This is a genomic window from Gordonia marina (assembly GCF_052036135.1).
Taxonomy (GTDB): domain Bacteria; phylum Actinomycetota; class Actinomycetes; order Mycobacteriales; family Mycobacteriaceae; genus Gordonia.
In genome coordinates, this window is record NZ_JBPSDN010000015.1 from 1 (window position 1) to 25,998 (window position 25,998).

23 protein-coding genes are annotated in these 25,998 nt (G+C 70.7%); 9 read left to right on the forward strand and 14 right to left on the reverse strand.

Annotated elements, in window-relative coordinates:
* Positions 1-128: 128 nt before the first annotated feature.
* Both ACSEEN_RS11285 and ACSEEN_RS11290 read right to left on the reverse strand, forming a co-directional pair.
* Positions 129-1,061 carry a hypothetical protein gene (locus tag ACSEEN_RS11285; RefSeq protein WP_298442111.1) on the reverse strand — a complete coding sequence of 311 codons (933 nt, stop codon included), beginning with the start codon at positions 1,059-1,061 and terminating at the stop codon, positions 129-131.
* 9 nt (positions 1,062-1,070) lie between these two features.
* Positions 1,071-1,799, reverse strand: coding sequence for a YoaK family protein (locus tag ACSEEN_RS11290; protein WP_440713211.1), 729 nt, complete (start codon positions 1,797-1,799; stop codon positions 1,071-1,073).
* Between the two features lie 104 nt (positions 1,800-1,903).
* Between ACSEEN_RS11290 and ACSEEN_RS11295 the strand changes: the two genes are divergently transcribed.
* Positions 1,904-2,935: an alcohol dehydrogenase catalytic domain-containing protein gene (locus ACSEEN_RS11295; RefSeq protein ID WP_371306980.1), complete on the forward strand. Its 1,032-nt coding sequence runs from the start codon at positions 1,904-1,906 to the stop codon at positions 2,933-2,935.
* A gap of 17 nt (positions 2,936-2,952) precedes the next feature.
* On the opposite strand, the gene ACSEEN_RS11300 is transcribed toward ACSEEN_RS11295, so the two are convergent.
* The 4 genes from ACSEEN_RS11300 to ACSEEN_RS11315 are packed head-to-tail and all read right to left on the reverse strand — an operon-like array spanning position 2,953 to position 8,022.
* Positions 2,953-4,080, reverse strand: a complete 1,128-nt coding sequence (locus tag ACSEEN_RS11300; RefSeq protein ID WP_440713212.1) for an ATP-binding protein — start codon at positions 4,078-4,080, stop codon at positions 2,953-2,955.
* Complete coding sequence (locus tag ACSEEN_RS11305) at positions 4,070-5,500, reverse strand: hypothetical protein (protein ID WP_440713213.1); 1,431 nt, start codon at positions 5,498-5,500, stop codon at positions 4,070-4,072. Before ACSEEN_RS11305 ends, ACSEEN_RS11300 begins: the two co-directional genes overlap by 11 nt.
* On the reverse strand, positions 5,497-6,327 hold the full coding sequence (locus ACSEEN_RS11310; RefSeq protein WP_247864657.1) for a Cof-type HAD-IIB family hydrolase: 831 nt from the start codon (positions 6,325-6,327) through the stop codon (positions 5,497-5,499). Before ACSEEN_RS11310 ends, ACSEEN_RS11305 begins: the two co-directional genes overlap by 4 nt.
* Before the next feature lie 27 nt (positions 6,328-6,354).
* A complete protein-coding gene (locus ACSEEN_RS11315; RefSeq protein WP_440713214.1) occupies positions 6,355-8,022 on the reverse strand; it encodes an ABC-F family ATP-binding cassette domain-containing protein in 1,668 nt (555 codons plus the stop codon).
* A 92-nt stretch (positions 8,023-8,114) separates the two neighbouring features.
* On the opposite strand from ACSEEN_RS11315, the gene ACSEEN_RS11320 reads away from it, so the two are divergent.
* Positions 8,115-8,990: a 1-acyl-sn-glycerol-3-phosphate acyltransferase gene (locus ACSEEN_RS11320; RefSeq protein WP_440713215.1), complete on the forward strand. Its 876-nt coding sequence runs from the start codon at positions 8,115-8,117 to the stop codon at positions 8,988-8,990.
* On the forward strand, positions 8,987-11,074 hold the full coding sequence (locus ACSEEN_RS11325) for an AMP-binding protein (protein ID WP_440713216.1): 2,088 nt from the start codon (positions 8,987-8,989) through the stop codon (positions 11,072-11,074). The genes ACSEEN_RS11320 and ACSEEN_RS11325 overlap by 4 nt, the downstream gene beginning before the upstream one ends.
* A 147-nt stretch (positions 11,075-11,221) precedes the next feature.
* On the opposite strand, the gene ACSEEN_RS11330 is transcribed toward ACSEEN_RS11325, so the two are convergent.
* Positions 11,222-12,487, reverse strand: coding sequence for a glutaminase (locus ACSEEN_RS11330; RefSeq protein WP_440713217.1), 1,266 nt, complete (start codon positions 12,485-12,487; stop codon positions 11,222-11,224).
* A gap of 57 nt (positions 12,488-12,544) precedes the next feature.
* Here ACSEEN_RS11330 and ACSEEN_RS11335 point away from each other — a divergent pair, with 57 nt between their 5' ends.
* Positions 12,545-13,567: an Atu2307/SP_0267 family LLM class monooxygenase gene (locus ACSEEN_RS11335; protein WP_247864668.1), complete on the forward strand. Its 1,023-nt coding sequence runs from the start codon at positions 12,545-12,547 to the stop codon at positions 13,565-13,567.
* Here ACSEEN_RS11335 and ACSEEN_RS11340 read toward each other — a convergent pair.
* The gene (locus tag ACSEEN_RS11340; RefSeq protein WP_298442092.1) at positions 13,548-14,432 is read right to left on the reverse strand and encodes an EamA family transporter; all 885 of its coding nucleotides are present in this window, start codon (positions 14,430-14,432) and stop codon (positions 13,548-13,550) included. The two genes, ACSEEN_RS11335 and ACSEEN_RS11340, sit on opposite strands and share 20 nt — an antisense overlap.
* 117 nt (positions 14,433-14,549) lie before the next feature.
* On the opposite strand from ACSEEN_RS11340, the gene ACSEEN_RS11345 reads away from it, so the two are divergent.
* Positions 14,550-15,014, forward strand: a complete 465-nt coding sequence (locus ACSEEN_RS11345; protein ID WP_440713218.1) for a MarR family winged helix-turn-helix transcriptional regulator — start codon at positions 14,550-14,552, stop codon at positions 15,012-15,014.
* Between the two features lie 147 nt (positions 15,015-15,161).
* Positions 15,162-15,794 (forward strand): heme-binding beta-barrel domain-containing protein, encoded by a 633-nt coding sequence (locus ACSEEN_RS11350; RefSeq protein ID WP_298442087.1) that lies wholly within the window; start codon positions 15,162-15,164, stop codon positions 15,792-15,794.
* A gap of 36 nt (positions 15,795-15,830) precedes the next feature.
* Here ACSEEN_RS11350 and ACSEEN_RS11355 read toward each other — a convergent pair whose 3' ends face one another.
* The 3 genes from ACSEEN_RS11355 to ACSEEN_RS11365 all read right to left on the reverse strand — a co-directional run bounded on the left by ACSEEN_RS11355 (position 15,831) and on the right by ACSEEN_RS11365 (position 20,816).
* Positions 15,831-17,495, reverse strand: coding sequence for an FMN-binding glutamate synthase family protein (locus ACSEEN_RS11355; protein ID WP_440713219.1), 1,665 nt, complete (start codon positions 17,493-17,495; stop codon positions 15,831-15,833).
* 42 nt (positions 17,496-17,537) lie between these two features.
* Positions 17,538-19,139 carry an ABC-F family ATP-binding cassette domain-containing protein gene (locus ACSEEN_RS11360; protein ID WP_440713220.1) on the reverse strand — a complete coding sequence of 534 codons (1,602 nt, stop codon included), beginning with the start codon at positions 19,137-19,139 and terminating at the stop codon, positions 17,538-17,540.
* 222 nt (positions 19,140-19,361) lie between these two features.
* The gene (locus ACSEEN_RS11365) at positions 19,362-20,816 is read right to left on the reverse strand and encodes an MFS transporter (RefSeq protein ID WP_440713221.1); all 1,455 of its coding nucleotides are present in this window, start codon (positions 20,814-20,816) and stop codon (positions 19,362-19,364) included.
* Positions 20,817-20,930: 114 nt separating this feature from the next.
* On the opposite strand from ACSEEN_RS11365, the gene ACSEEN_RS11370 reads away from it, so the two are divergent.
* Positions 20,931-21,638 (forward strand): TetR/AcrR family transcriptional regulator, encoded by a 708-nt coding sequence (locus ACSEEN_RS11370; RefSeq protein WP_247864681.1) that lies wholly within the window; start codon positions 20,931-20,933, stop codon positions 21,636-21,638.
* Between the two features lie 207 nt (positions 21,639-21,845).
* On the opposite strand, the gene ACSEEN_RS11375 is transcribed toward ACSEEN_RS11370, so the two are convergent.
* Complete coding sequence (locus ACSEEN_RS11375) at positions 21,846-23,303, reverse strand: HNH endonuclease signature motif containing protein (RefSeq protein ID WP_440713222.1); 1,458 nt, start codon at positions 23,301-23,303, stop codon at positions 21,846-21,848.
* Between the two features lie 323 nt (positions 23,304-23,626).
* On the opposite strand from ACSEEN_RS11375, the gene ACSEEN_RS11380 reads away from it, so the two are divergent.
* Positions 23,627-24,022 carry a (R)-mandelonitrile lyase gene (locus tag ACSEEN_RS11380; RefSeq protein ID WP_440713223.1) on the forward strand — a complete coding sequence of 132 codons (396 nt, stop codon included), beginning with the start codon at positions 23,627-23,629 and terminating at the stop codon, positions 24,020-24,022.
* 14 nt (positions 24,023-24,036) lie between these two features.
* On the opposite strand, the gene ACSEEN_RS11385 is transcribed toward ACSEEN_RS11380, so the two are convergent.
* On the reverse strand, positions 24,037-24,630 hold the full coding sequence (locus ACSEEN_RS11385; protein ID WP_440713224.1) for a hypothetical protein: 594 nt from the start codon (positions 24,628-24,630) through the stop codon (positions 24,037-24,039).
* Between the two features lie 102 nt (positions 24,631-24,732).
* On the opposite strand from ACSEEN_RS11385, the gene ACSEEN_RS11390 reads away from it, so the two are divergent.
* Positions 24,733-25,086: a VOC family protein gene (locus tag ACSEEN_RS11390; protein ID WP_247868078.1), complete on the forward strand. Its 354-nt coding sequence runs from the start codon at positions 24,733-24,735 to the stop codon at positions 25,084-25,086.
* A 41-nt stretch (positions 25,087-25,127) separates the two neighbouring features.
* On the opposite strand, the gene ACSEEN_RS11395 is transcribed toward ACSEEN_RS11390, so the two are convergent.
* The gene (locus ACSEEN_RS11395; protein WP_440713225.1) at positions 25,128-25,919 is read right to left on the reverse strand and encodes a helix-turn-helix domain-containing protein; all 792 of its coding nucleotides are present in this window, start codon (positions 25,917-25,919) and stop codon (positions 25,128-25,130) included.
* Between the last annotated feature and the right edge of the window lie 79 nt (positions 25,920-25,998).

Here is a 25,998-nt window from a genome sequence, read left to right on the forward strand (position 1 = left end):
CCGGCGTCAAGGGTGCGTTAGCGTGGACCATGAAGACCTCCGTGGCTTGATGTCAGTGTGGTAACCCACATCCTGCCCGGAGGTCTTCACTTCACCTCAGATGTTCACAACGTGTCGGGGAAGTACAGCTAGGCCTGCAGGCAGGCGGCGAACTCCGGGGAGGCGAAGAACGGGGCCAGGCGGCGGCGCAGGATCTGTTCCAGCACGCCGTCGCGGTCGAGCCGGGCCAGCACCGGCGGACCGAAACGCAGGGCCTCCTCGCGGAGGTCGTCGCCGCCGATACCGAGGTCCTCGATCACGTCGGCGATCGGGGTGGCGCCGTAGGTGTCGAAGACCTCGTCGATACCGGCGGCGAGCAGCGTCTGAAAGTAGTCGGACTGCCGGAAGTCGCGCCAGAACTCGAAGGCCATGACCACCACGTCCTCGACGTCCGATTCGGAGACGCTCTCCCGGAAACCGCCGACGGTGCCGCCGGAGCGGCCGTGCCAGAACTCGCGCACGGCGTCGAGCAGCAGTTCCCCGGAATCCTCGCGCGTCGACTCGATCACCATCGCGGTACCGCTGCGGGTGACCCGCTCCACCAGCCGGGACAGCCGGCGGCCGATCCGTTGCCCGAACCGGTCCTCGACGGCCCGCTGCATCAGCTCGACCAGGGTGTCGGTGGTCGCCGGACTCTCCAGGACCTGCTCGATGGCCCGCTGCGAGAGGCGCAGGTCGACGACCGTCGAGGCGAGTTCGTCGAACCGCCGCGGCTCGATCACCTGATCGACGACGGTGCGCTCGTGGATGTCGCTGCGATACAGGCGCGCCGCGACCTGCCCGGCCAGTTCCGGAATGGCTCCCTCCACCGGAAACTGCAGGGTGTATTTGCGCGCCACCTCCTGGACCAGTTCGCGGGGCATCACCTTCTCCATCGGCAGCACGCCGCCCTCGGCGAAGAAGTTCTCGATCTCTTCTTCGACGAGCCCGGCGAATTCGGTGTCGTCGGTGAGCTGACGGATCCCGAAGGCCACCTGGGCGTCGAGCAGGCGGGCGGCGAGGTCGTCGCGGGAATCGTCCATGGTCACAGCCTACTGTCGAGTATCGGAGTCGGACGGCGCGACCACGGTCGTCACCGGGCGCACCTGCCGCGTCCCGAGGCCGAACACGCCGCGCCGTCGCCGGTCCAGCGCGACGATCAGCGTGATCACCGCCAGCAGGCCGGTGATCGGCCAGAGGGCGCCGCCGAGTCCGATCCAGCCGAGCATCGCGGCGCCGATCACGCCTCCGGCCAGCAGCGCGGCCCACAGGGAGAGATGACGGGCCCACAGCCGGCGCGGTCCGCCGAAGATCGCGTCGACCAGACGCTGACCGGCCTTGACCAGGGCACCGGTCATGTAGGTGAGGCCGATGCTGGCCTCGCCGGAGCTGAGGAAGGTCGCGTTGACCACGCCCATCGCCAGCGGGAGCAGCAGCGCCACCGGCCACGTCGATCGGCTCAGGTCGCCGAGGAGCGCGGTCAGCCCGACCAGAATCGTGGTGCCGGCGAGGACCACCGTGCGCCCGTCGCTGATCCGGTTCAGCAGCGCACCGAGGACCGCACCGGCGAAGAACATCCCGATGAGGGTGCCGGCCAGCCGCGCCGGCGCCCAGTCGCCGTGCGCGACGCCGGTCGCGAGTTCGGTCGTGTTGCCGCTCATGAAGGAGACGAAGAAGCCGCCGAGATACACATATCCGACGGCATCGAGGTACCCGGCGGCCGCGGAAAGGATCACGGCCAGCGTCACTTCCCGCCGCGCGATCATCTTCACGCGCACCATCGTCGCATCTCCCGCGGCTACCCCCGCGTACCCGTGACGGATGCCACGCACCGAACCTATGGTCGTAGTCGCATACCCCGTCCCACCATCGCGAAGGCCCTCCCATGCGCGCCGTCAAGCTGACCAGCCCGAGCACCGTCACCCTCGAAGAGACGCCCGTCCCCGAACCCGGCCCGGGCGAGATCCGCGTCAAGGTCGCCGGCGCCGGACTCTGCCATTCCGACCTGCACCTCATCGGCATGGGTGACGCCTGGCCGGCCTTCGGCATCACCCTCGGGCACGAGGGCGCCGGATACGTCGACGCGCTCGGCAGCGGGGTGACCGGTCACGACATCGGTGCACCGGTGATCGTGAACCTGCTGTGGAGCTGCGGCGACTGCCGCGCCTGTGTCGAGGGCCGTGACAACGCGTGCGAGGTGGCCGGCGGCCGCGACGACTTTCCGACCACCCCCGGCATCAGCCTGAACGGTTCCATGGCCGATTACGTCATCGCCCCGGCCCGGCACGTGCTCCCCCTGGGCGACATCGACCCGGTCGGCGCCGGTCCGCTGACCGACGCCGGTCTCACCCCGATGCACGCGATCAACTCCGTGCGCCGCCGTCTCACGCCGGGCGCCACCGTGGTGATACTCGGGATCGGCGGCCTCGGCCACGTCGGGCTGCAGATCGTCAAGGCGATCTCGGCCGCGCGGGTGATCGCCATCGACAACGACGAGAAGAAGCTCGCGCACGCCGCCGAACTCGGTGCGGACCTCACGTTCGCGCCGGGCCCGGACACCGCGGCGCAGATCCTCGAACTGACCGGCGGCTACGGCGCGGACGTGGTGCTCGACTTCGTCGGCGTGCAGCCCACCGTCGACACCGCGGCCGCGGTGATCGCCCCGGAAGGACTCGTCCGCCTGGTCGGCCTGGGCGGCGGCGCCTTCCCGATGCGGGCGGTGGGCCTGGCGCCGTGGGGCGTCGACGTGCAGCGTTCCTACGGTGGCACCAGGTCCGACCTGCTGGAGGTGCTGGCGCTGGCCGCCGCGGGCAAGATCCGGATCGACTACACCACGTATCCGCTGGAGGACTTCCAGCGGGCGATCGACGACCTGCACGACGGCAGAGTCATCGGCCGCGCCGTCCTGGTGCCCTGACGGGGGCGAACCACCGCTCAGCGCAGCGGAATCGGTACGTCCGAGCCGCCCTCTTCGGTGAGCCGGGCACCCACCTGCACGAGCATCGGCTCGGGAGCGAAACCGCCGGCGAACAGCACTTCACCCTGCGCGAACGACGTCGCGCGGCTCCGCAACTCGTCCGGCGCGTAGCCGAAGACCGACCCCAGCTCGGCGAGGTCGCGGGGCGAACTCATCCTCATCAGCCCGAGGTTGTCGCACTGGGACAGCGCGTTCGGGTGCACCTTCGACGGCCGCTGCGTGGACATGAGCAGCCACAGGCCGTACTTGCGGCCCTCCGCGGCGATCTGCACGATCCGTTCGGTGAGCAGGCGCTCGATCGGTGTCGCCGGGGCCGGTGAGCATAGATTGTGCGCCTCGTCGATCACGATCAGCCGGCCGATGCGGTCGTGCCTGCGGGCCCACAGGTGATCGAGGACGGCGAGCGCCGCCGCCCGCGGTTCGTCGGCCGTATCGAAGCCGCCGAGGTCGATCACCGTGGTGTCGGGCCGCTCGTCGATGATGTCGGGCAGTGCGGTCTGCCCCCACGCCCACAACTGCCAGTCGGCGATCCCGAGGTTCTCCAGCCGGATCGCGAGGCGCTCGAACTCGGGATCGGTCTGGGTCCGCAACCAGTGCACGAGAGACGGCCGCAGCCCCGACCGCTGCCCGGCGAGCAGGGCGTCGTCGATCTGCGCGAGGGCCCCGCGCAGCCTCTCCTCCCCGCGCAGCATGGCGTTGAAGTCGTCGGCGTCGGCGATCGGATCGATCTGCATGACGGCCGCGCGCGAGGCCAGATTCATGTCGACGAAGCGGACGTGCAGAGGGTCGCCGTCGCCCGGGGACCGGCGGCAGACGCGGATGTCCCGGCTCGTGAACTCCTCGGCGAGTTCGGGCGCGATCCCGGGACGGGTCCGGCCCAGCGACACGAAATCGGAGTTGGGGTCGAGGATCACCAGTGGCAATCGGGTGTGCAACAGCACCTGTTCCAGCAGCACACCCAGGGCGTAGGTCTTGCCCGAACCACTCTGTCCGCACCAGAACGTGTGCCGGTTCAGCCGCGGCGCCAGCAGGTGGGCGGGGTCGTCGGTGCCCAGGAGCGTGCCGATCGGGAGTTCAGCCGTCATGGTCGATCATCGTAGGTGGAACCGGGCGCCGGATGAGTTCGATCGCGACCACCAGTACCGACAGCCCGACGACGAACCAGACGACCGATCCGAGCGTCACCGGCCGCGCAGCGACGAGGGCGGCACAACCGCCGATCACGGCCAGCATCACGACGGTGAAGCGCCACTGCTGCACCCAGGCGCCGACGCGGCCGGTGTCGCCGCCGTGCGCGTCGAGCGCGCCGCGCAGCAGACCGAAACCGCCCGTGGCGACCTCCCGCATCGCGCGGGCCGGGCGGGCCGGCCCGGCGAACCACGCGGCGATCGCGACCAGCGCTCCGAAGACGGTCAGGGCGACGACGGTGGCCTGCATGACGGTGGTGACCTGGCTGAACAGGACGTCGGCCACCGCGCCGGGCACCTGCCGCGGGCTGACCGCGTGAACGAAGGCCGTCTTGCCGATCCACAGACCGAAGATCAGGAACCCGCAGACCACGGCGAAGGCGGCCGCTACCCCGGACAGGGCGCGGCGCGGCGAGACGGCGATCAGCACGGCCCCGGCGAGCAGTGCGAGCACCACCCACGGCAGCCAGTAGCCGCCGATCACCGCGGTGGTGTAGACCGTGCGCGCCAGCCCGAGCGACCGCGACCGCACGATCGGGATGTTCCCGATCTGATTCGTGATCTGGATGCGGTCGACGAACGGCAGGCCGAGACCGGCCAGTTGCTGCTTCACGGCGTCGATCACCGGATCGAGCCGCAAGGACAGCACGCCGTCGTCGGACAGCTCCGCGATAGCCTTCGGGTCGTCTTCGAGAACTGCGACCACGTGCTGGTGACTCAGCCGCAGGCTCGCCGCCCACAGATCGGCGAAGCGGTCGGAGGTGACCACCCGCTCGACGGTGTTGTCGATGAAGCCCCGCAGGCCGGCGACGGTCGGCGCTTCCAGGAGACCGACGGCACTCGCGGCACGCGGCGGCATCCCGGAGTCCTGGAGCGAGTCGAACAGCTCGCCGACGCGCGCCGGCAGATCGAGTTGCTGTTCGATCCGGTCGGACACCGTCTCGGTGAGGAACTTCTGCATGTCCGGGTCCGAGGCGAGCGGACCGAAGGTGGAGACGAACCGGTCGGCGTCGACCATCTGCAACCGGGCCCACGTACCGACCACCGCGACCGGCGTGAGCAGCAGAGCGACGACGGCCAGCACCAGGCAGGCGGTGGTGCGCAGGCCCCGATGGGAGCGGGGCGCGGCGGCCGCCGTCAGCGCGGCGTTGCGGGCCTCCAACTCGGCGACGCGCTCGCGCAGGACGGCCGCGTCGTCGCCGGTCGCGTCGTCACCGGCCGGGTCGTCAGCGGCCGGGTTGTCAGCGGCCGTGTCGTCACCGGCCGGGTCGTCAGCGGTCCTGGCGCCGTCGGTCGGCGGCACCGCGTCGCCGGTCACGACGCGCCGTCGTCCAGGAGCGCCCGCAGCACCGAGACGACGCCCCCGTCGGCGTTGCTCGGCGCCCGGTAGCGCGCCCGCTCGGCCACCCGCGGGTGGGCGTTGGCCATCGCGTACGACACGTCGCCGGCGTCGAGCATCTCCAGGTCGTTGAGGTAGTCGCCGAAGACGACGGTCTGCGCGGGATCGATCCCCAGATCCTCCTGGAGCGCCCGGACACCGACGCCCTTGTTGACGCCGGGCGCCATCAGGTCGATCCAGTTGGGCCCGGACACCACCACCTGGCAGCGCTCGGTGAACGGGGCGAAGTGCCGGCGGGCCGCCGCGTCGGCGTCGTCGAAGTCGAAGACGGCGAGTTTGAGCAGCTCGTCGTCGATGCCGAGCAGGTCGTCGACCAGAGTCAGCCGCAGGTAGTACTTGTCGGATTCGTCGAGGAACGGCAGGTCACCACGTTCGACGTAGCCGCCGCTCACCCCGCACACCACCAGGCCGAGATCGCGGTCGGCCGCGCGCGTCGTACCGATCACCTCCGCGGCCAGTTCCCGATCGAAGGGCGCGGTAACGCGGCGGTGGTCGTCGTGCACCACCAGATTCCCGTTCTCGGCAATGTACGAGATCCCGTCCGGGGAGCGCTCGAAGAGGCTCTGCAGGGTGTAGAACTGGCGGCCGCTGGCCGGGACGAACGCGATCCCCCGCGCGCGCATCAGGTCCAGGAGCGGCCAGAAGTCGTCGGGCACGCGCCCGGCGTCGTCCAGGAGCGTGCCGTCCATGTCGGCGACGACGAGACGGACATCGGTGGGCTGGTTCGGCAGATCGAATGCAGGCACACAGACATCTTCACACTCCGCGGATCTTCACACGCCGCGTCCGGTGATCGGTGACGACTCGGTGACCCGGCCGTTCTCGACGTGCCAGCGGCGATCGAGGCGGACCGCGTCGAGCATCCGGCGGTCGTGCGTCACCAGCAGCAGCGCCCCGTCGTAGCCCTCGAGGGCCTGCTCCAGCTGCTCGATCGCCGGCAGGTCGAGATGGTTGGTGGGCTCATCGAGCACCAGCAGGTTGGTGCCGCGGGCCTGGAGCAGAGCGAGCGCGGCGCGGGTCCGCTCGCCGGGCGAGAGGCCGTCGACCGGCCGGTCGACGTGGTCGGCGCGCAAGCCGAACTTGGCCAGCAGCGTGCGGACCTGCTCGGTGGTGTAGTCGGGCATCAGTTCCTCGAAGCGCGCGGCGAGCGGCGCCGGGCCGGTGAACAGGCTGCGCGACTGGTTCACCTCACCGATCGCGACGCTCGCGCCGAGGTGTGCGGCGCCCTCGTCGGGCGCGATCTCACCGAGCAGCAGCCGCAGCAGCGTCGACTTGCCCGCGCCGTTCGGTCCGGTGATCCCGATCCGGTCGCCGGCGTCGACCTGGAGCGACACCGGACCGAGGGTGAAGTCGCCGCGGCGGACGACGGCGTCGTTGGCGGTGGCGACGACCGAACTCGAGCGCGGCGCCGAGCCGATACTGAACTCCAGCACCCATTCCTTACGCGGCTCGACCACCTCCTCGAGGCGGGCGATCCGGCTCTCCATCTGCCGCACCTTCTGCGCCTGCTTCTCGCTGGACTCGGTCGCGGCACGACGGCGGATCTTGTCGTTGTCGGGGGCCTTGCGCATCGCGTTCCGCACGCCCTGGCTGGACCATTCGCGCTGGGTGCGGGCGCGGGCCACCAGATCGGCCTTCCGGTTCGCGTACTCCTCGTACTCCTCGCGACGGTGCCGGCGAGCGGTCTCCCGCTCTTCCAGGAAGCTGTCGTAGCCGCCGCCGTACACGGTGTTCGTGTGCTGGGCCAGGTCGAGTTCGGCCACGCGAGTGACGCTGCGCGACAGGAACTCCCGGTCGTGCGAGACCAGAACCACGCCGCCGCGCATGCCGCGCACCACCTCTTCCAGCCGGGCGAGGCCGTCGAGATCGAGGTCGTTGGTCGGCTCGTCGAGCAGCACCACGTCGAACCGCGAGCAGAGCAGCGCGGCGAGCCCGACACGCGCCGCCTGCCCGCCCGACAGCGCGGTCATCGGTTCGTCACCGGCCATGTCCAGGCCGAGATCGGCGAGCACCTGCGGCAGCCGGTCGTCGAGGTCGGGGGCGCCGGTGGCGAGCCAGTGGTCGAGGGCGGCGGCATACGTGTCGTCGGCGCCGGCCGGCGGATCCGGCTCGGCGAGCAGTCCGGCGGCCCGGTCCATGGCCTCGGCGGCGGCCGCGCAGCCGGTGCGCCGTGCGACGTACCCGGCGACGGTCTCCCCCGGGACGCGCTCGTGTTCCTGCGGCAGCCACCCGACGAACGCATCCGCCGGTGCGCACGACACGCTCCCGGCCAGCGGAGCGAGGTCCCCGGCGAGGATGCGCAGCAGGGTGGTCTTCCCGGCGCCGTTGGCCCCCACGACACCGACGACGTCACCGGGCGCGACGGTCAGGTCGAGGTGTTCGAACAGCACCCGATGCGCGTATCCGCCGGACAGATCCTTGGCGACGAGAGTTGCGGTCACCTCCCCATCGTCGCACTCGGCGGTCACACCGATGACCACTGAGTAACATGTAGCCACGATGTGACGGCAGTCACCGTGAAGGGAAGCTGTGCATGGAGCCCGACCAGAAGTCGCCGACCCTCTCCTCGCTCCTCGGGGCGGCCGGCCGACAGGCCGGCCGGCTGCTGCCGCGGCTCCGCCGGGGTGATCTGGACGACCGCGATCCGGACGCGATCCGCGAGCTGCTTCCCGGTCTGTGGCTGCTGATCAGCACCTGGTACCGGCCGGACGTGCGGGGACTGCACCACATCCCGGAGTCCGGCCCGGCGCTGATCGTGGGCAACCACACCGGCGGCATCATGTCGCCGGAGGTGATGATCAGCCAGCTGGCGGTCACCTCGTACTGCGGCGTCGAGCGCCCGTTCTTCCAGCTCGCTCACCGAATGGTCCTGAACTCGCCGCTCGCCCCGATCCTGCGGCGCTTCGGCACCGTCGAAGCCGATCCGGAGAACGGTCACACCGTGCTCGCCGAGGGTGGCCTGCTGCAGGTGTTCCCGGGCGGCGACTACGAGGTCTACCGCCCCACCAGCCAGTCCGGGATCATCGACTTCGGCGGCCGCAAGGGCTTCCTGCGCCTGGCCCTGCGGCACGACGTGCCGGTCGTCCCGCAGGTGACCATCGGCGGCCAGGAGACGGCCCTCTTCCTGACGCGCGGCGACCGGCTGGCCCAGCTGCTGCACCTGGACCGGCTGTTCCGGCTGAAGGTGCTGCCGATCGTGCTGTCCGCGCCGTTCGGGCTGACCCTGCCGTTCGCGCCCTTCCTGCCGCTGCCGGCCAAGATCACCATCGCCTACCTGCCGCCGATCGACCTGCGGGCCGCCTACGGCGACGACCCCGACCTCGACGTGGTCTACACCGACCTCGTCGCCACCATGCAGGACGTGCTCAGCGCCCTGCAGTCCGAGCGGAGACTGCCGGTGATCGGATGAAGATCGAGCACAGCGACGTCATCGCCGCACCCGTGGAGCGCGTCTGGAAGCTCTGCGCCGACCCGGCGGCGGTCTCCCGCTTCGGCAACGGCACCCTCACGGTCACCCCGCACACCCCCGGCCAGCCGCCGGTGCTCGACGCCCGCTACCGGGTGATGCTGATGATGAGCGGTGCGATGGTCGGCGGCGACGCCATCATCACCGAGGCCGTGCCGCCCCGCGAGATGGCGTGGGCGTCGTACACCGGCATCTCGCATCGCCTGCGGATGCGGCTGCGGCCGGTCCCCGGCGGCACCCGGCTCACGCTGCGCCTCTCGTACGACGCGCCCGGCATCTTCGGCGGTGTCGCCGACTTCGTCGCCTACCCGGCGATGCGGTCGCTGGTGCACAGCGTCCTCGCCGCGATGAAGTCCACCGTCGAGGGCGCACCGGACGCCGACGGCCAGCCGCCGCTGCCGCAGCGGCTCATCGACGAAGCCGGTCACCTGGCCGTCCTCACCCGCGCCGGGATCATCGCGCCGATGCGGCCCGACCGCGCCGTGCGCATCGCGCTCGCCGCGCGCAGCTGGGGGCTGAGCCCGGGTGCGCTGATCGCCGTCGGTGCGGCACGCGACCCGCAGCGCCAGGTGATGATCGACGACGACGGCGTGCTCACCTACGCCGAGGCCGACCGGCAGTCGTCCCGGATCGGGGCCGGCCTGCGCGCCCTCGGCGTGTCCGAGGGCGACGCCGTCGCGCTGCTGGCCCGCAACAGCCGCGGGTTCCTGCTGGCCACCGGCGCGATCGCGAAGGCCGGTGGCGACGTGCTGCTGCTCAACACCGGCTTCTCCGGCCCGCAGATCGCCGACGTGTGCCGGCGGGAGAGCGCGTCGGTGGTCGTCTACGACTCCGAATTCACCGAGTTGGTCGCCGGGGCCACGGAGCACCGGCGCACCGTGCTGGTCGACGATCCGCCCGGCCGCGACGAACCGACGCTGACCGGCCTGGCGGCTGAACACGGCGACCGGCCGCTGCCGTCACCGGGCCGCGGCGGCCGGGTGATCATCCTGACCTCGGGCACCACCGGTACCCCGAAGGGCGCGAGCCGCGGAGCCACCTCGGGCGGTGCGATGCCGACGCTGGAGGCACCGGCCGCACTGCTCGACCGGATCCCGCTGCACGCCGGCATGCGCATCGGGCTGGCGGCGCCCGCCTTCCACGCCTGGGGCCTGTCGAACCTGTTGCTGACCCTCGGTCTCGGCGGGCGGATGGTATGCCGCCGCCGCTTCGACCCCGAGGAGTGGCTGACCGCGATCGAGAAGCAGCGGATCGAGGCGCTGATCGTCGTGCCGGTGATGCTGTCGCGGATCCTGGATCTGCCGCCGGAGACCCGCGAACGGTACGATCTGTCGTCGCTGCGGGTGGTCGCCGCCTCCGGCTCGGCGCTCCCGGCCGGCCTCGCCGAGCACTGGATGAACGAGTACGGCGACAATCTCTACAACCTGTACGGCTCCACCGAGGTCGCGAACGCCACCATCGCGACGCCCGCCGACCTGCGCGCGGCGCCCGGCACCGCGGGCCGGCCGACGCGCGGCACCACGGTGCGGCTGTACGACGACGACGGCGTGGAGGTTCCGCAGGGACGGATCGGCCGGATCTTCGTCGGCAACTCGCAGCTGTTCGAGGGCTATACCGGGGGCGGCGACAAGACTCGCCTGCACGGGCTCGCGGCCACCGGCGACGTCGGGCGGTTCGACGCCGCCGGGCGCCTCTTCGTCGAGGGCCGCGACGACGACATGATCGTCTCCGGCGGCGAGAACGTGTTCCCCAAGGAGGTCGAGGACGTCCTCGCCTCGCATCCGGCCGTCGCCGAGGCCGCCTGCATCGGGATCGCGGACGAGATGTTCGGTGAGCGCCTGCGCGCCTTCGTCAGCCTGCGCGACGGCGAGAGCGTCACCGGCGACGAGCTGATCGCCCTGGTCAAGACCTCGCTCGCCGGCTACAAGGCGCCGCGCGAGGTGGTCTTCGTCGACGAGCTCCCCCGCAACGCGACCGGCAAGGTCCTTCGCCGCGAGCTCGCCGCCCTGCCGGTCCCCGCCCCCTGAGCCGTCGGCTCCGCGGTACCTTCCCAACCGTCGGACTCAACCTCTCCCGAACCGTCGCCCGCGCCGTTTCCCGGACCGTCGGCCCCGCCGCCCCCCTGAGCCGATCGAGCCGCCAGGCGGGATCGAGCCGAAGGGAGGGCGGCCCGGTCAGCCGATCTCGTCGATGCTCCCGGCCAGCTGGACGTCGAGGTCGCCCACGTCGTCGGGACCGATACGCCGGTCCCCGTCGACCAGGTAGACCACGTGGCCGTCGGCGACGAGCCGGTGCAGAGTCTCGACCAGGAGGAGTCGCGCGGCATCGCCGAGGCGGTACACCCGGTTCAGGTCGATCGCCACCCGGCGGCAGGGCGGCGGATTCAGCTCGAACTCCCGCGTCACCCGCTCGCCGCCGGCGAACCGGATGCTGCCCTGCAGCGTGACCACGTAGAGGGGTTCGGGGCCGTCGATCAGCTCGGCGCCGCGGATCACCGACAGCGGCGCCGACACCGCCTCCATCAGGTGCAGACTCATGTCGGCGGCGAAGCGCTGGAAGAGTTCGACACCGCGGACGCTGTTGCCGTGCCGGTCGAGCCGCGGGGAGAAGGTCGCGATGCCGATCTGGCCGGGCAGCGCGCCGATCAAACCACCGGCCACCCCGCTCTTGGCGGGCACGCCGACGCGCACCATCCAGTCGCCGGCGCCGTCGTACATGCCGCACGTCGACATCACGCTCAACGTCTGCCGGACCACCCGGGAACCGACCACCTCGACGCCGGTGCGCGGGTTGACACCCTGGTTGGCGAGGGTCGCCGCCATCATCGCGAGGTCGTTGGTAGTGACGTTGATCGAGCACTGCCGGGTGTATCCGGTGACGGCGATCAGCGGGTCCTCGTCGATGATCCCGTTGGCGCGCAACAGGTTCGCCAGCGCCCGGTTGCGGAAGGCGTGGGCGAGCTCGGATTCGAAGACGGCCTCGTCGACGCTGAGCGGCCGCCCGGCGAAGGCGCTCAGCCCGTCCAGGACCACCTGGAATCGCGCCGCCGGATCGGCACCCTCCGGCGCGGCCAGCGTGTGCACCGCGATCGCGCCGGCGTTGATCATCGGATTGCGGGGCCGGCCGGTGCCCGGTTCCAGCGAGATCTGGTTGAACGCATCGCCGGTCGGCTCCACGCCCACCTTGTCCAGCACCGCGTCGAACCCGCGGCCGGCCAGCGCGAGGGCGTAGACGAAGGGCTTGGAGATCGACTGGATGCTGAATTCGGCGCCGGTGTCCCCGGCCTCGTACAGGTAGCCGTCGGTCATCGCGGCGGCCACGCCGAGGAGATCGGGGTCGGCGACGGCGAGTTGCGGGATGTAGTCGGCCACCGCACCGCTGGTGTCGGGTTCGACGGCCTGCAGGGCCGCGGCGAGATAGTCCGGGATCGGTGAACGCACGCACCCAGCGTAGGGTGCGCGGGAATATCCGGGGCGGCGCCCGGATTGATCCTCGATATGAGCGAGATCGAATTCGGCCTGGACACCTTCGGCGGCGTCACCCACGACGAAGCCGGCCGGCCGACCAGCCATCCGCAGGTGATCCGTGATCTCGTCGGCGACGGCATCGTCGCCGACGAGGCGGGCCTGGACTTCTTCGCCGTCGGCGAGCACCACCGCCCCGACTTCGCCGTCTCCAGCCCGGAGACCGTGCTGGCCGCGATCGCCGCCCGCACCGAGCGGATCCGCCTCGGTTCGGCGGTGACCGTGCTCAGCTCCGACGATCCGGTTCGCGTGTACCAGCGGTTCGCCACCGTCGACGCGATCTCCGAGGGGCGCGCCGAGATCGTCGCCGGGCGCGGCTCGTTCATCGAGTCGTTCCCACTGTTCGGCTACGATCTGGCCGACTACGAGATCCTGTTCGACGAGAAGCTGCAGCTGCTGGTCGAACTCGTCCGGTCGCAGCCGGTCACCTGGAGCGGTTCCACCCGGGCGGCGCTGACCGACCAGCGGGTGTTTCCGACCACCGACGCGCCGATCCCGGTATGGGTCGGCGTCGGCGGCACGCCCGAATCGGTGGTGCGCGCCGCCGCGCACGGATGCGGGCTGTTCCTGGCCATCATCGGCGGCGACCCGGGGCGCTTCGCCGCGTACATCGACCTGTTCGAGCGAGCCCAGGATCAGATCGGTGTCCCCCGGGCGCGGGTCGCGCTGCACTCCCCCGGGCTGGTCGCCGAGACCGACGAGCAGGCCCGTGAACTCGCCTACGACGGCTGGATGGCCTTCCGGCGCAAGCTCGGCGCCGAACGCGGCTGGCCGGCGCCCCGACCCGGCGAGTTCGAGAACGAGATCACCGAGGGCTCGCTCTACCTCGGGTCGCCGGAGACGGTCGCGGCGAAGATCGCCCGCACCCTGCGGACGCTGAAGGTGGACCGCTTCGACTTCAAGTACGACCAGCCGGTCCCGCACGCGGTGCAGCGGCGCTCCATCGAGCTCTACGGCGAGAAGGTGGTCCCGCTGGTCAAGGACATGCTGGCGTGACGGTGTCGAGCGGGACCGCGGTCACCGCGGCGCCGCGTCCGCGGAACCCCGCGACCGCGAGGACGGCGAGCGCGACGGCCAGCAGACCGTAGGTGACGCCGTCGGCCGCGTCGAGGTGTTCCCCCAGCAGCAGCGAGGCCGCGAACAGCCCGACCGGTTCGGCGTAGCTCAGCAGCCCGAACATCGGGAAGCTGAGCAGGCCGGCGGCGGCGACATACGCCGACACCGCGATGGTGCCGCCGACCCCGATTCCGAGCACCATCAGCGCCGCGCTCACGGACGGCACCGCCGGATAGAGCGCGATGAACACCACCGCGATCGGTGCCATGATGAACACCTCGGCGGCGAAGACCTCCGGACCCTCGAGCCGGAACCGGCGGCGCAGCGCGAAGTACCCCACGTTCGCAGCGAAGACCGCGCACGACAGCCACGACAGCGACCCGCTGGCGACCAGTTTGACGCCGACGGCGACGCACGCGATGCCGACCGCGGTCCACTGCGCCGCGGTCACCGACTCGGTGAAGCCGATCCGGCCGACCAGCACCATGCCGATCGGGAACAGCAGATAGCCGAGCGACGCATCGAGGCCGTATCCGTGCGCGGGCGCCCAGACGAACAGCCACATCTGTACCCCGATCAGCGCGGCGTTCACGATGAGCACCGCCACCAGCGCGGGGCGGGCGGCGCACCGCCGGATCAGGTCGCGGGCCCGCCGCCGGGCCGGAGCGGCCAGGAGCACGGCGCCATAGCAGAGAGCGGTCACCACCCCGCGCCAGCCGAACACGGCCTCCGGGGCCGCGTCGACCACGCCCGCGGCGAAGAAGGTGACTCCGAACAGAACGCTGGCCAGCAGTGATAGCCCCACACCACGGGCCTGTCGTCCGGCGAACACGGGACAGGACTATCACCCGCCCGCCGCGGGCGACAAAGCTCCGGTGGCGACCGATCCGGGTGAGTCGAAAGTCGTGCCATACTCGCGTGCATGACGCCGGACGGACCGAACACGCCCTCCCGAAGCGAACTGGCCGCGTTCGAGACCGCGACCCGCGATCTCGTCGGACTCGCCCTGCGCAGCGTCGACGAATCCGGGCTGTCGATTCCGCAGTTCCGGTTGCTGCTGGCGCTGAGTGAATCGGGGCCGATGAGTTCCACCGCATGCGCGCAGACCCTCGGGGTCGCCGGATCGTCGGTCACCCGGCTGGCCACCCGCCTACAGGCCGCGGGCCTGCTGGTGCGGGGCGACGCCCCGGCCAATCGCAGTGTGGTGACGCTGAGTCCGAGTGACACCGGCCGGCAGCTGATCGAGCAGGTGATCGCGCGCCGCCGCGCCGAACTGTCCGGCGTCCTGGAACGCATGGATCCCGCGGTGCGGGACCGCTGCGCCGCCGGCCTCGAGGCGCTGCACCAACTGCTCGGGGAGCACAGCCCGTCCCGGCTGCCCGTCTGAGATCCACGAAAGCCCGATCTGCCCGATCCGGCCGAGAAATCCATTGCACTATGCAAGACTTCAAGGGTCAGCAGATTTCCCGGTCGCCGACAGCCCCGCCGACCGAACGACGGAGCTGTCGGCGGCGGAAGCATGGAGGCAGCAGTCATGACCACGTCAGCCGACCCCGCGATCGACCCCGCCCAGATCCGCGGCCCCCGCAAACTGGGTCCGCTCACCCCGCTCGTCGGCGAGTGGGAGGGCGACGCCGGCGTCGACCTCTCGTATCACAACGACGACGATGAAACGAGCCACACGTCGTACTTCGAGCGCGCCGTCTTCCGGCCCATCCCGATTCAGGAGAACGGCCGACAGAAGCTGTGGGGCCTGAACTACTCGATGACGGCGTGGCGGCACGGCGAGGAGTCGATGGATCCGTTCCACGACGAGATCGGTTTCCTGCTGTGGGACAAGGCCGACGGGCAGGTGATCCGCAATGTCGTGTTCGGCCGCGGTATCGCGATCCTGGCCGGCGGCGACGCCGGTCCCGAGTCCCGCGAACTCCACTTCGACGCCAAGCCGGGTGAACCGTCGTACGGTATCCTGCAGAACCGCTACCTGATGAACCGCGCCGAGATCCGCGACTTCACCAGCACCTTCACCATCGTCGACGACGACACGTTCAGTTACACCTCGGATCTGCGGCTGCGGCTGGCCGCCACCGGCGCCGAGATGCATCACACCGACCGGAACACGCTGCGGCGGGTCAAGCGGTATCACCCCGGCACCGCCGCCGGCTGAGTCCCGCACCGCGGCCCGGCCGATGCGGGGTGGGCGTCAGACCGCGAGCGAATTGTGCGGCGAGGTCATCATGATGTGCGTGGGCGGCCGGTCGGTCGGATCGTCCACCTGGAGCGACGACAGCACGAATCGGTCGGCCCGGGCCGCCGCCCAATCGTCGAGCCACGAGGCCGGCGGATCCGAGAGCAGCTGACCGGGCGTCAGCCACTCGTACAGGTCGGCGTACGACAGCGAGTGGTTGGGCCCGACGGTGCGCATGAGCATGGCCGGGTGCAGGTCGTCGAAGCTCTTCAGGCCCATCGAGGAGACGAACTGCTTGGCGTTCTCGACCACTGACTGCTGGAACCGGTAGACGCGCTCGGTCTTGTCGGGCACGTCGAGCGCACGGGCGCGCTTGGGGTCCTGGGTGGCGACGCCGACCGGGCAGCGGTTGGTATGACACTGCTGCGCCTGGATACAGCCGACGGCCATCATCATCGCGCGAGCGGCCAGGGTGAAGTCGGCGCCCTGGATGACGCGTTTGACGATGTCGAAGCCCTCGGCCACCTTGCCCGCGGCCCCGATCCGGATGTCGTCGCGCAGGTCGACGCCGACGAGCGCGTTGTGCACGGTCATCAGGCCCTCGGTGAGCGGCATGCCGACACTGTCCTCGAACTCGATCGGCGCCGCGCCGGTGCCGCCCTCGGCACCGTCGACCAGGATGAAGTCCGGTGCGATGCCGGTGGCGACCATGGCTTTGCAGATGCCGAGGAATTCGCTGCGCGAGCCGACGCAGAGCTTGAAGCCGACCGGTTTGCCGCCGCTGAGCTCGCGCAGCTCGGCGATGAACTCGCACAGCCCCTCCGGGGTGTGGAAGCGGTTGTGCGACGGCGGCGAGACCACGGTGGTACCGGCCTCGACCATCCGCATCTCGGCGATCTCCCGGGTCACCTTGGATCCGGGCATCACGCCGCCGAGTCCCGGTTTCGCCCCCTGCGACAGCTTGATGGAGATGCACTTGACCGACGGTGCGGCGGCCTTCTTCGCGAACGCCGCGGCGTCGAAGTGCCCGTCGTGCGTGCGGCAGCCGAAGTACGCGGTGCCCAGTTCCCAGATCAGGTCGCCGCCGGCTTCCAGGTGATACGGGCTGAGGCCGCCCTCCCCGGTGTCGTGGGCGAAGCCGCCCTTGGCCGCACCGCCGTTGAGCGCCCGGATGGCGTTGGCCGAGAGCGCGCCGAAGCTCATCGCCGACACGTTGAAGATCGCCATGTCGTACGGCTGCGCGCACGACGGCCCGCCGATCCGCACCCGCGGCACGCCCTCGGGCGCCGGCTGCGCGGCGATCGAGTGGCATACGAACTCGTAGCCGGGGCGGTACACGTCGCGCTCGGTGCCGAACGGGTCGACGTCCTTCACGCCCTTCGCCCGCTCGTAGATGGTGGTACGGGTGTTGCGGTCGTACGGGGTGCCGTCGTAGTCGCGTTCGATGAAGTACTGCTGGATCTCCGGGCGGACCGATTCGAGGAGGAAGCGGAAGTGCCCGAGGACCGGGTAGTTGCGGAGGATGCTGTGCCGTCGCTGCAACAGGTCGTGGGCGCCGGTCACCGCGATGAGCAGCAGCGGAACGGTCAGGAACAGCCACCACGGCGACTCCACGACGACCAGCGCGATCGACGCGGCACCGAGCACCCACAACGCGGCGACCGCCAGCCATCTCATCATCGCAGAACCCCTCTCTCGACGCCGCGGGCCGCACGGCGTCCGTCACTCGCGCACGACGCGCAGTCCATCCTCGTTGAGAGTAAGCCGCGTACCGATCCGCAGCCGGTTCAGGAAGGCATCGTCGTGGCTGACGACCAGGATCGCGCCTCGGTAGGCGTCGAGTGCCCCGGCCAGGGCGTCGACACTGGCGAGATCCAGGTTGTTGGTCGGCTCGTCGAACACCACCAGCTGGTGCGGTGGGTCGGCCAGCAACAGCCCGGCCAGGGCGACACGGAACCGCTCCCCGCCGGACACGTCGCCGACGGACCGGTGGATCGCGTCACCGCGGAACCCGAACTGCGCGAGCCGCGCGCGGAGCTCGTCGGGTGCGGTCCGCGGCGCGGCGGCCGCGACGACGTCGACGATGCTCGCCGTGTCGTCGAGGTGATCGAGCCGCTGCGGCAGGTAGCCGATCCGGTCGGTGAGCGCGGTGCCGCTCAGGTCGCCGGGAGCGGCCTTCCCGGCGTGGATCAGCGACTCCAGCAGCCGGGTCTTGCCGATGCCGTTGCGGCCGGTCAGCGCGATCCGCTCCGGCCCCCGCACGACGATCGACGTTCCGGCGCCGTCACCGAACTCCGCCAGCCGGCGACCGGCGGGCACCGCCGGATCGGGCAGTTCGATGCGAATCCCGGCGTCCTTGCGGATCCGCTCGGCCTGCACCCGGACGGCGTCCCGCGCGGCATCGACCTTGTCGTCGAGTTCGCCGCGCAGCTTGCCCGCGGAGACCTGCGCGTCGCCCTTACGGAGGTTCATCGCGATCTTCGGCCTGCGCTTGTTCTCGAAGTCCTTGCGAGCCGTACGCTCCCGGCGAGCGAGCTTGGTCTGTGCCTCGATACGCTGGCGCTTCTCCACCTTGAGACGTTGCTCGGCGGTCCGCAGCGCCTGCTCGGCCGCGGCCTGCTCGGCGTCCAGGAGCGCGCGGTACTCCGAGTACGGCCCACCGAAGACGGTCAGCGACCCGGCGCGGAGTTCGGCGGTCTCGTCCATCCGGTCGAGCAGGGCCACGTCGTGGCTGACGACGATCAGCGCGCCCGGCCAGCGTTCGAGCATGTCGTACAGGGTGTGGCGTGCCGGCCGGTCGAGGTTGTTGGTCGGCTCGTCGAGCAGCACGACGTCGTCGCCCGCGGCGCGCAATCCGGCCAGTGCGGTCAGGACCGTCTCGCCGCCGGACAGCGCGCCGACCGGCCGGTCGAGGCCGACCGATTCCAGGCCGAGGGCGTCGAGCACGGCCCGGGCCTGCGCCTCGACGTCCCAGCGGTCGGCGAGGGTCTCGAAGTGCACGGGATCGGCGTCGCCGGACTCGATGGCGCGCAGCGCGTCGAGCTGCGGGCGCACGCCGAGCAGATCGGCGACCGTCGCGGCGGTGTCGAGTACCAGTTGCTGCGGGAGTAGGCCGACGCGGCCGTCGACGTCGATCACCCCGTGGTCCGGGGTGAGGGCACCGCTGATCAGCGCGAGCAACGTGGACTTGCCGGTGCCGTTGTCGCCGATCAGGCCGGTGCGGCCCGCGCCGAACGACGCGGTGAGGCCGCGGAGCACGGGGCGGCCGTCGGGCCAGGCGAACGAGACGTCGGTGAGAACAACGGAGGGGTGAACGGTGGACATGAGGCTCCTGAAGATCGTCAGCGGCGCTGACGACGGGAACCTGCGCGCGGGCGGTTGCTACGACGTCAGCGCACGGGTGGTCGTGCGCGGGGGACGGTCGTGAACCAGCACTGCGAGATCACTCCTCGGTCGGGGACGGGGGTCTCGTCGACCATAGCGGGCGGCCGGACACGGCGGCAATCGGTTTTCTCTCCGGTCGTGTCCGGCGCACCCGGCTTCGGCTCAGATCGGCTCGTCCACCGAGTGCGAGTCGGTCAGCGTCCGGGCTCCGGCCGCGGCCACGAGACCGACGACGGCCGCGAGCACCAGATAGGTCACACGCTCGCCGTGGAAGAACGACGACACCAGCTCGCTGCTCCACCGGCCGTCGGGCAGCGCGGTGGTCACCAGGGCGGCGATGGCGGTGCCGACGACGGCGGTGCCGATGCTGGTGCCGACCTCCTGCGCGGTGTCGTTCAGGGCGGTGCCGATCGACGTCTTGTTCTCCGGCATGGCACTGACCAGGGCCACCGCGCAGATGGTCATGATGGTCCGCAGGCCGAGGGTCAGGGTCACCATGAAGATCGCGATCGCGAGGTAGCCGTGCTCCACGCCCCAGCCCATGCCGGCGAGTGAACCCGCCAGCAGAGCGGCGCCGACCAGGCAGGCGATCCGGTGCCCGAAGGTCTTGGCGAGCCACTCCGACACCGGGGTGCCGACGATCATCGTGAGAATCAGCGGCAGATTGGCCAGTCCCGCCTTCATCGGGCTCCACCCGAAGGCGTACTGGAAGTGCAGGATCAGCCCGAACATCACCCCGGCCATCGCGATCGACGTACCGATCTGGGCGATCGCCGCGCCGCGCACCGTGCCGCTGGTGAAGAAGCTCAGATCGAGCATGGGTTCGTCGGTGCGGCGTTCGTGCCAGATGAACAGTGCCAGCGCGATGATCGCGGCGGCGATCGACCCGAGCGTCACGGCCGACGCCCAGCCGTGTTCGACGCCCGCGGTCAGGGTGTAGCACGCGAAGCCCATCGCCAGGATCGAGAGGATCGCACCCGGGAGATCGAGCTTCTCGGTGGTCAGGTCGTCCGGGCGGTCCGACGCGACGCCGGCCCGCACTCCGAGCCACGCGAGCAGCGCGATCGGCGCGTTGACCAGCAGCAGCCACTCCCAGCGGATGTGCGCGAGCGCCGTGCCGCCGATCAGCGGGCCGAGAATGAAACCGCTCATCCCCACGACGATCATCAGGGTCATCGCCCGCATGCGGAGCTTCTCGGTCTCGAACAGGCGGAAGACCAGCGAGTTGGTGACCGGCGCCATCGCGGCGGCGGCCACGCCGAGGGCGGCGCGCAGTGCGATCAGCGAGCCGGACGACTCCACCCAGATCACGCCGATGCTGATCAGCCCGAACGCGGCCAGGCCCCACAGCAGGACGCGGCGGCGGCCGATCCGGTCGGCCGCCGATCCAGCGGTCAGCAGCAGGCCGCCGAAGGTCAGCGAGTAGGCACCGGTGACCCACTGCAGGGCGATGGTGCCGCTGCCCAGATCGCGGCCGATGGTGGGCAGGGCGATGGTGAGCAGTGTGTTGTCGACCATCTCGACGAAGAACGCGAGACAGAGCGCGGCGAGGGGGATCCACGCGGCTTTCAGGGACGTGTATGTGCGGGCCGGCGCGGCTTCGGCGGTGGGAGTCATGGCGGGCACCCCCAATCGGTATCGAACGTCGTTCGGTAATGGAACGCTGTTCGATAGAATAGAACGGTGTTCGGTTCTACGCAAGACCCGCTCGGGACAGGGAATCATGGGGGTATGAGCGCACAGCCCGACTCCGCCACCCGCCGCCGGCGGCGAGCCTCCCATTCGATGGAGGCGGTGATCGCCGAGGCCGTCACCCTGCTCGACGAGGCCGGTGAGCCCGCCCTCACCTTCCGGGCCCTCGCCGCCCGACTCGGCGGCGGCGTGGCCAGCATCTACTGGTACGTGTCGAGCAAGGACGAGCTCCTGGACAAGGCCACCGACCACGTCCTGGCCGGCGTCGTCGAGGCGACGCACGGCTTCACCGGCGCCGACGACCCCATCGACGACCTGCGGTCGATCGCCGTCACCTTGTTCGACACGGTCGCCGACCGCCCGTGGCTCGGCGCCTACCTCATGCGCGACACCGGCGCCCAGCCCTCCGGCCTGCGGCTCTACGAACTCCTCGGCGAGCAGGTGATGCGACTCGGCATGAATCCCCGTGACAGTTTCCACGCCACCTCCGCGGTACTCGGCTTCGTGATCGGCACCGCTGCGGACCTCGGCCAGCAACCGCCGCCCGAGGTGGCCGACGGAACCGTCAGCCGGGACGAGTACATCGCCGCCGAGGCGGACCTGTGGCGCGCCCTGGACCCGGGCGAATACCCGTTCATGCACTACATCGTCGACGAGTTCGCCGGGCACGAGGACGCCGTGCAGTTCCGTGCGGGCCTGGATCTCCTCCTCACCGGGCTCCGCCGGCAGGCGACCGCGGGGTCGTGACACCGGAGGCAGCCGACACCGCGGCCCCATATGAAATTCTCAAACAACACGCGCGACGAAGAACCGCTCCGCCACTGAACCGGCATCCGACGAACGGAGCCTGGCACCCTCAACCCGCCGCCCCGGCCTCAACGCCCCCCGTCTCGAACCGACGGCCGGCCCCGGCGCGGCCGAAGCGAGCGGACCCGGCACGACCGGCCCCGGAGTTCAGGCCGCGCCCGGCAGAATCGTCAGCGTTCTTCGGTTGTTCGCGCAGGTGGGCTCGCACCGCCGGCCCGGGCGATCCGGATCCGCGGGCGGCACGAACCAGGGATGCCGGTCATGGCCGATGAACACTTCCCACCCGCCGTGGTGAACCAGACCGTGATGGCGGCGGCACAGCAGGACGCCGTTGTCCAGACACGTCTCCCCGCCGTGCGACCACGGCATGCAATGGTGCGCGTCACACCAACTCGGCGGCAGCCCGCAGCCGGGGAATGCGCAGCCGCCATCACGGATCACCAGCGCTTTCCGGATGCCCGGAGGGAACAGGCGCTTCTCCCGGCCGACACTCAGCGGCACCCCGTCCGCGTCGACCATCGCCGCGGCGACCGAGGCCTCGCACATCACCATTTCCGCCGTCCGCGCGGAGACGGGCCCGCCGAAACCCAGCACCGGAACACCCGCCGTTCCGTCACCAGCCACCCGGTCCCGCGGACCGTCGATGTCGGCGAGTGGAATCCGGAAGACTTCTGCCGCACCATCGCCCCCCTCTCGGCGACGTCGGCCGCTGTTCGGCTCCGCGCCGTCGGTCAGCCGACCGTTGACGGTGATCCCCATCGGCACCACAAGGCACACATGCGGCAGCACGCCGCCCGATTCTGGACGCTCACCTCGCGCCAGGTATGACCGCACCATCTGCATGAACGCATCCGCACGCCGCCGCTTCGACGAGCGTCTGTCCGTCGACCCGTCGGGCTCCGGCACCGGGCGGGTCAGCGGATCCAGGGCCACCGACAATTCCTCGCCGGCGAGCACGTCGAGGTCGACGGTCACCGAGAATCGCCCGTCATCGGTGCGATCGAGCGTCATCTCATTGAGTTCGTCGCGCTCGGCCACCGGCGGACGGCCGTCGTCCGATTCGATGGGGGTGAGCCGGATCGCCCAGGCCCGCGCCTTGTCCTTCACTCGCGCCGGGCACGACTGGACCATCAGCGACGCCACCACCGTCGCCGCCACATCGTCGTCGATCTGCACCCGACCGATGACGTGCCCCAGCCCGGCCGCCACCGCGTCAGCGCGCTCGGCCGACACCGCACCGTCCCGCATTCCGCGTGTCACCGGCGCCAACCGCGGATCGGCCGCGGCCCGACCCAACCGGGCCGCACGATGGGCGACCGCGGGCGCTGCACCCAGGCCCATCAGGATCCGGGCCGCGGAACACACCCGCTTTCGGGCAGGCAGCTCGGCCCGCTCCATGGCCGTACACGCGCACGCGAGTACGTGATCGGCAATGGTCCGCAGCCGCAGCGCCGCCGCGGTCACCGCCAGCAGTTCCCGATCGTCGCCTGCCGGACGAGGCCGTTCGAACAGGGCCGCCAGGGTGCCCGGCGGCGCTCCATCGGTCGCCATGGTCAACTCATCCGCCAGCCGGTCGGCCAGATCGGTCAATTCCACCGCGTTCATCCATCCCCCAGATGACGTCGTGCCGCCGCAGCATCGCCCAGTCGGTCGAGCATCTCTCGATGAGTCTCATGCCACTCAACTATCGCTACTGCGTTCCCACCCTCAATATATGTCCGAATGCACCATTAGCGCAAGTGTTCGAATACGCATCTTCGGCGAACCCCTCGCACGACACGTTAGAGCAGGTCACCGACAATTCTCGGTTCGATGACCCCGCCCCCGCGCGGACGCATCCCGGTCTCACCGCGCCGTTTCACCGCCGCCTTTGCCGTGTCCGCGGGATCGGCGTATGCAGGAAGCGGAAGCGATCAGAGGGGACCGCAATGAAGTTCACCAAGAGCGGCGGCCGGACCGGCGCCGGGCCGTCCGAGTGGTTCACCGGCACCGTGCAGATCGACGGCATCCGCAACCCTGACGAGCAGACCGCCATCGGCTGCGCGCACGTCCGCTTCTCCCCCGGTGCGCGGACCGCCTGGCATCACCACCCCAAGGGACAGACCCTGTACGTCACCGACGGGATCGGCCTGGTCGCCACCCGAACCGGCGGCGTGCAGGAGATCCGTCCGGGCGACGTCGTCTATATCGAGCCCGGTGAAGAGCACTGGCACGGCGCCACTCCGGACCGGTTCATGGCGCATGTCGCCATGCAGGAGGCCGACGAGAACGGCGAGGTGGTCACCTGGCTCGACCACGTCACCGACGACGAGTACCGCGCCTGACTCCCCACCGTGCCTCACATCTGCCCGGCCGCCGCGCCCTGATCGCCGCCCGCCACGAGGCCGCTCCGCCAGCCCGGCGCACGACCACCGCCGGGCGGCCGCAGCCGGGCGACGTCGACTCCCGATGTCAGCAGCAACCAGGCGATCAGCGAGTTCGAGTTCCACATGTCGCCGATCGCGAATTCGTGGCGTCCCCACACCAACCGGGGCACCTCGGACACCCGGTCGACGACGCGACGGGCACGCTCCCCCGACATCGGCAGCCGGATCGGCCCGCCGACCGCCCATCGCAGATCCGGGATCACCCCGTTCGGCCAGCACCGCACCTCGTACCGGAACGATCGAAGCGCCCCGAGCGGCCGGAGACCCACCGGACCGGTGGCGACCACGCCGCACGGGCCGGCCGGGCCGCCCCATGCCGGGGCCATCTCGATCACGTACCGCGTGTCACCAGCGGTCACCTCCAATGCAGCATGGAACAGCGGCGCCGGCCGACGGTGCTCTCGCCACGCGCGATACGACTCCCACCAGCCGCTCGTGTGCACGACGACGCGCCCGCCCGCCCCGACCGGCAGCCACCACAGCACCGCTCCGGCGTCGTCCGGCATGCCCCTCCCTCCGCTGAAGAAATGATCCGCGCGACCCCAATCCTCCTGCCGCCCCGCGAGCCGCGCTAGCCTTCGGTCAGGGCACCTACATGGAGGTAGATGATGACTGAATTCCAGACCCGGCAGATCCTGCTGTCCACCGAGAACCTCGACGAATCGATCAAGCTCTACACCGAGACCCTCGGCTTCACCCTCAAGTTCCGCGACGGCGCCCACTACGCCGCCCTCGACGGCAACGGCATCACCGTCGCCCTCGCGACCAAGGTGGACCATCCGATCCCCGGCCAGGTGGTCGTGGGTATCAAGACCGACGACGTCGACGGCGCCGCCAAGGCCATCGAAGAGGCCGGCGGCGGCATCGTCACCGCGCCGTACGACGACGCCCACGAGCGCCGCGCCGTCGTCTACGACAAGGACGGCAACGGTCTGGTCTTCTACAGCCCGCTCCCCCGCTAGCCGTCGCCGACGGCGCCGCGCGCGTCGAGCGCTCGCGGAGGTCAGGCCCCCGAACGCAGGTACACCAGTAACCGCTGCGCCGGGTCTTCCAGGCCGAGGACGAGTTGATCGACCTCGATGTCACCCGATTCCGGGTCCCGGAACGGGATCCCGAGCTGCTGGCGTGGCTGCGCGACGCCGAACCGTCGCCAGCGCTCCCGAAACGCCACACTCCGGTCCGCCAACTCGGCGCCGGCGTCGGCCCCCGCATGTGCGGTCGCGGTGGAGCGCAGCACACCGACCACGACGTCCCGCATCGCGTCCAGGTCGCGGAACCGGCTCTGGAAGACGGCGTCGTCGAACAGCAGATCCACGTAGGTGCGGCGTTCCACGGGCACCCTGTCGAAGTCGATGAACATCCGGGCCGCCGCATCGTTCCAGGCGAGGATGGACGTGCCTGGGCCGATCATCATTGCGGGGAGGCCGCCGAGCGCGACGAGTAGCCGGCCGATCGGCTCGGGCGGAACCGCGTGGTCCCGCAGGCGCGATTCGGGCGGCGGACCCTGGCCCGATTCCGCGAGCAACCGCCGCGCGTACCGGGCCTGATCGTCGTCGAGCGCCAGCGCGACGACGAGCTGGTCGAGCGTCGCGCGGCTGGGCGCGATCCGGCCCTGCTCGATCCGGGTGTAGTACTCGCGGCTGATGAACGCCCGCTCGGCGACCTCCTCGCGGCGGAGCCCGGCCACCTGCCTGCGCCCGACAGCGGGATCGGCGGCATCGGGGTGCAGGTCGGCTCGGCGGGCGCGGAGGAAGGCCCCCAATTCCCGGAGTCGAGGGTCGCGGGCACCACTCATGACCTGCACACTATCGCAGCGATTCACCGGATACCGGAGGCGTGAAGCGGCGCATGATCGGTCACGGGCGCGGGTATCG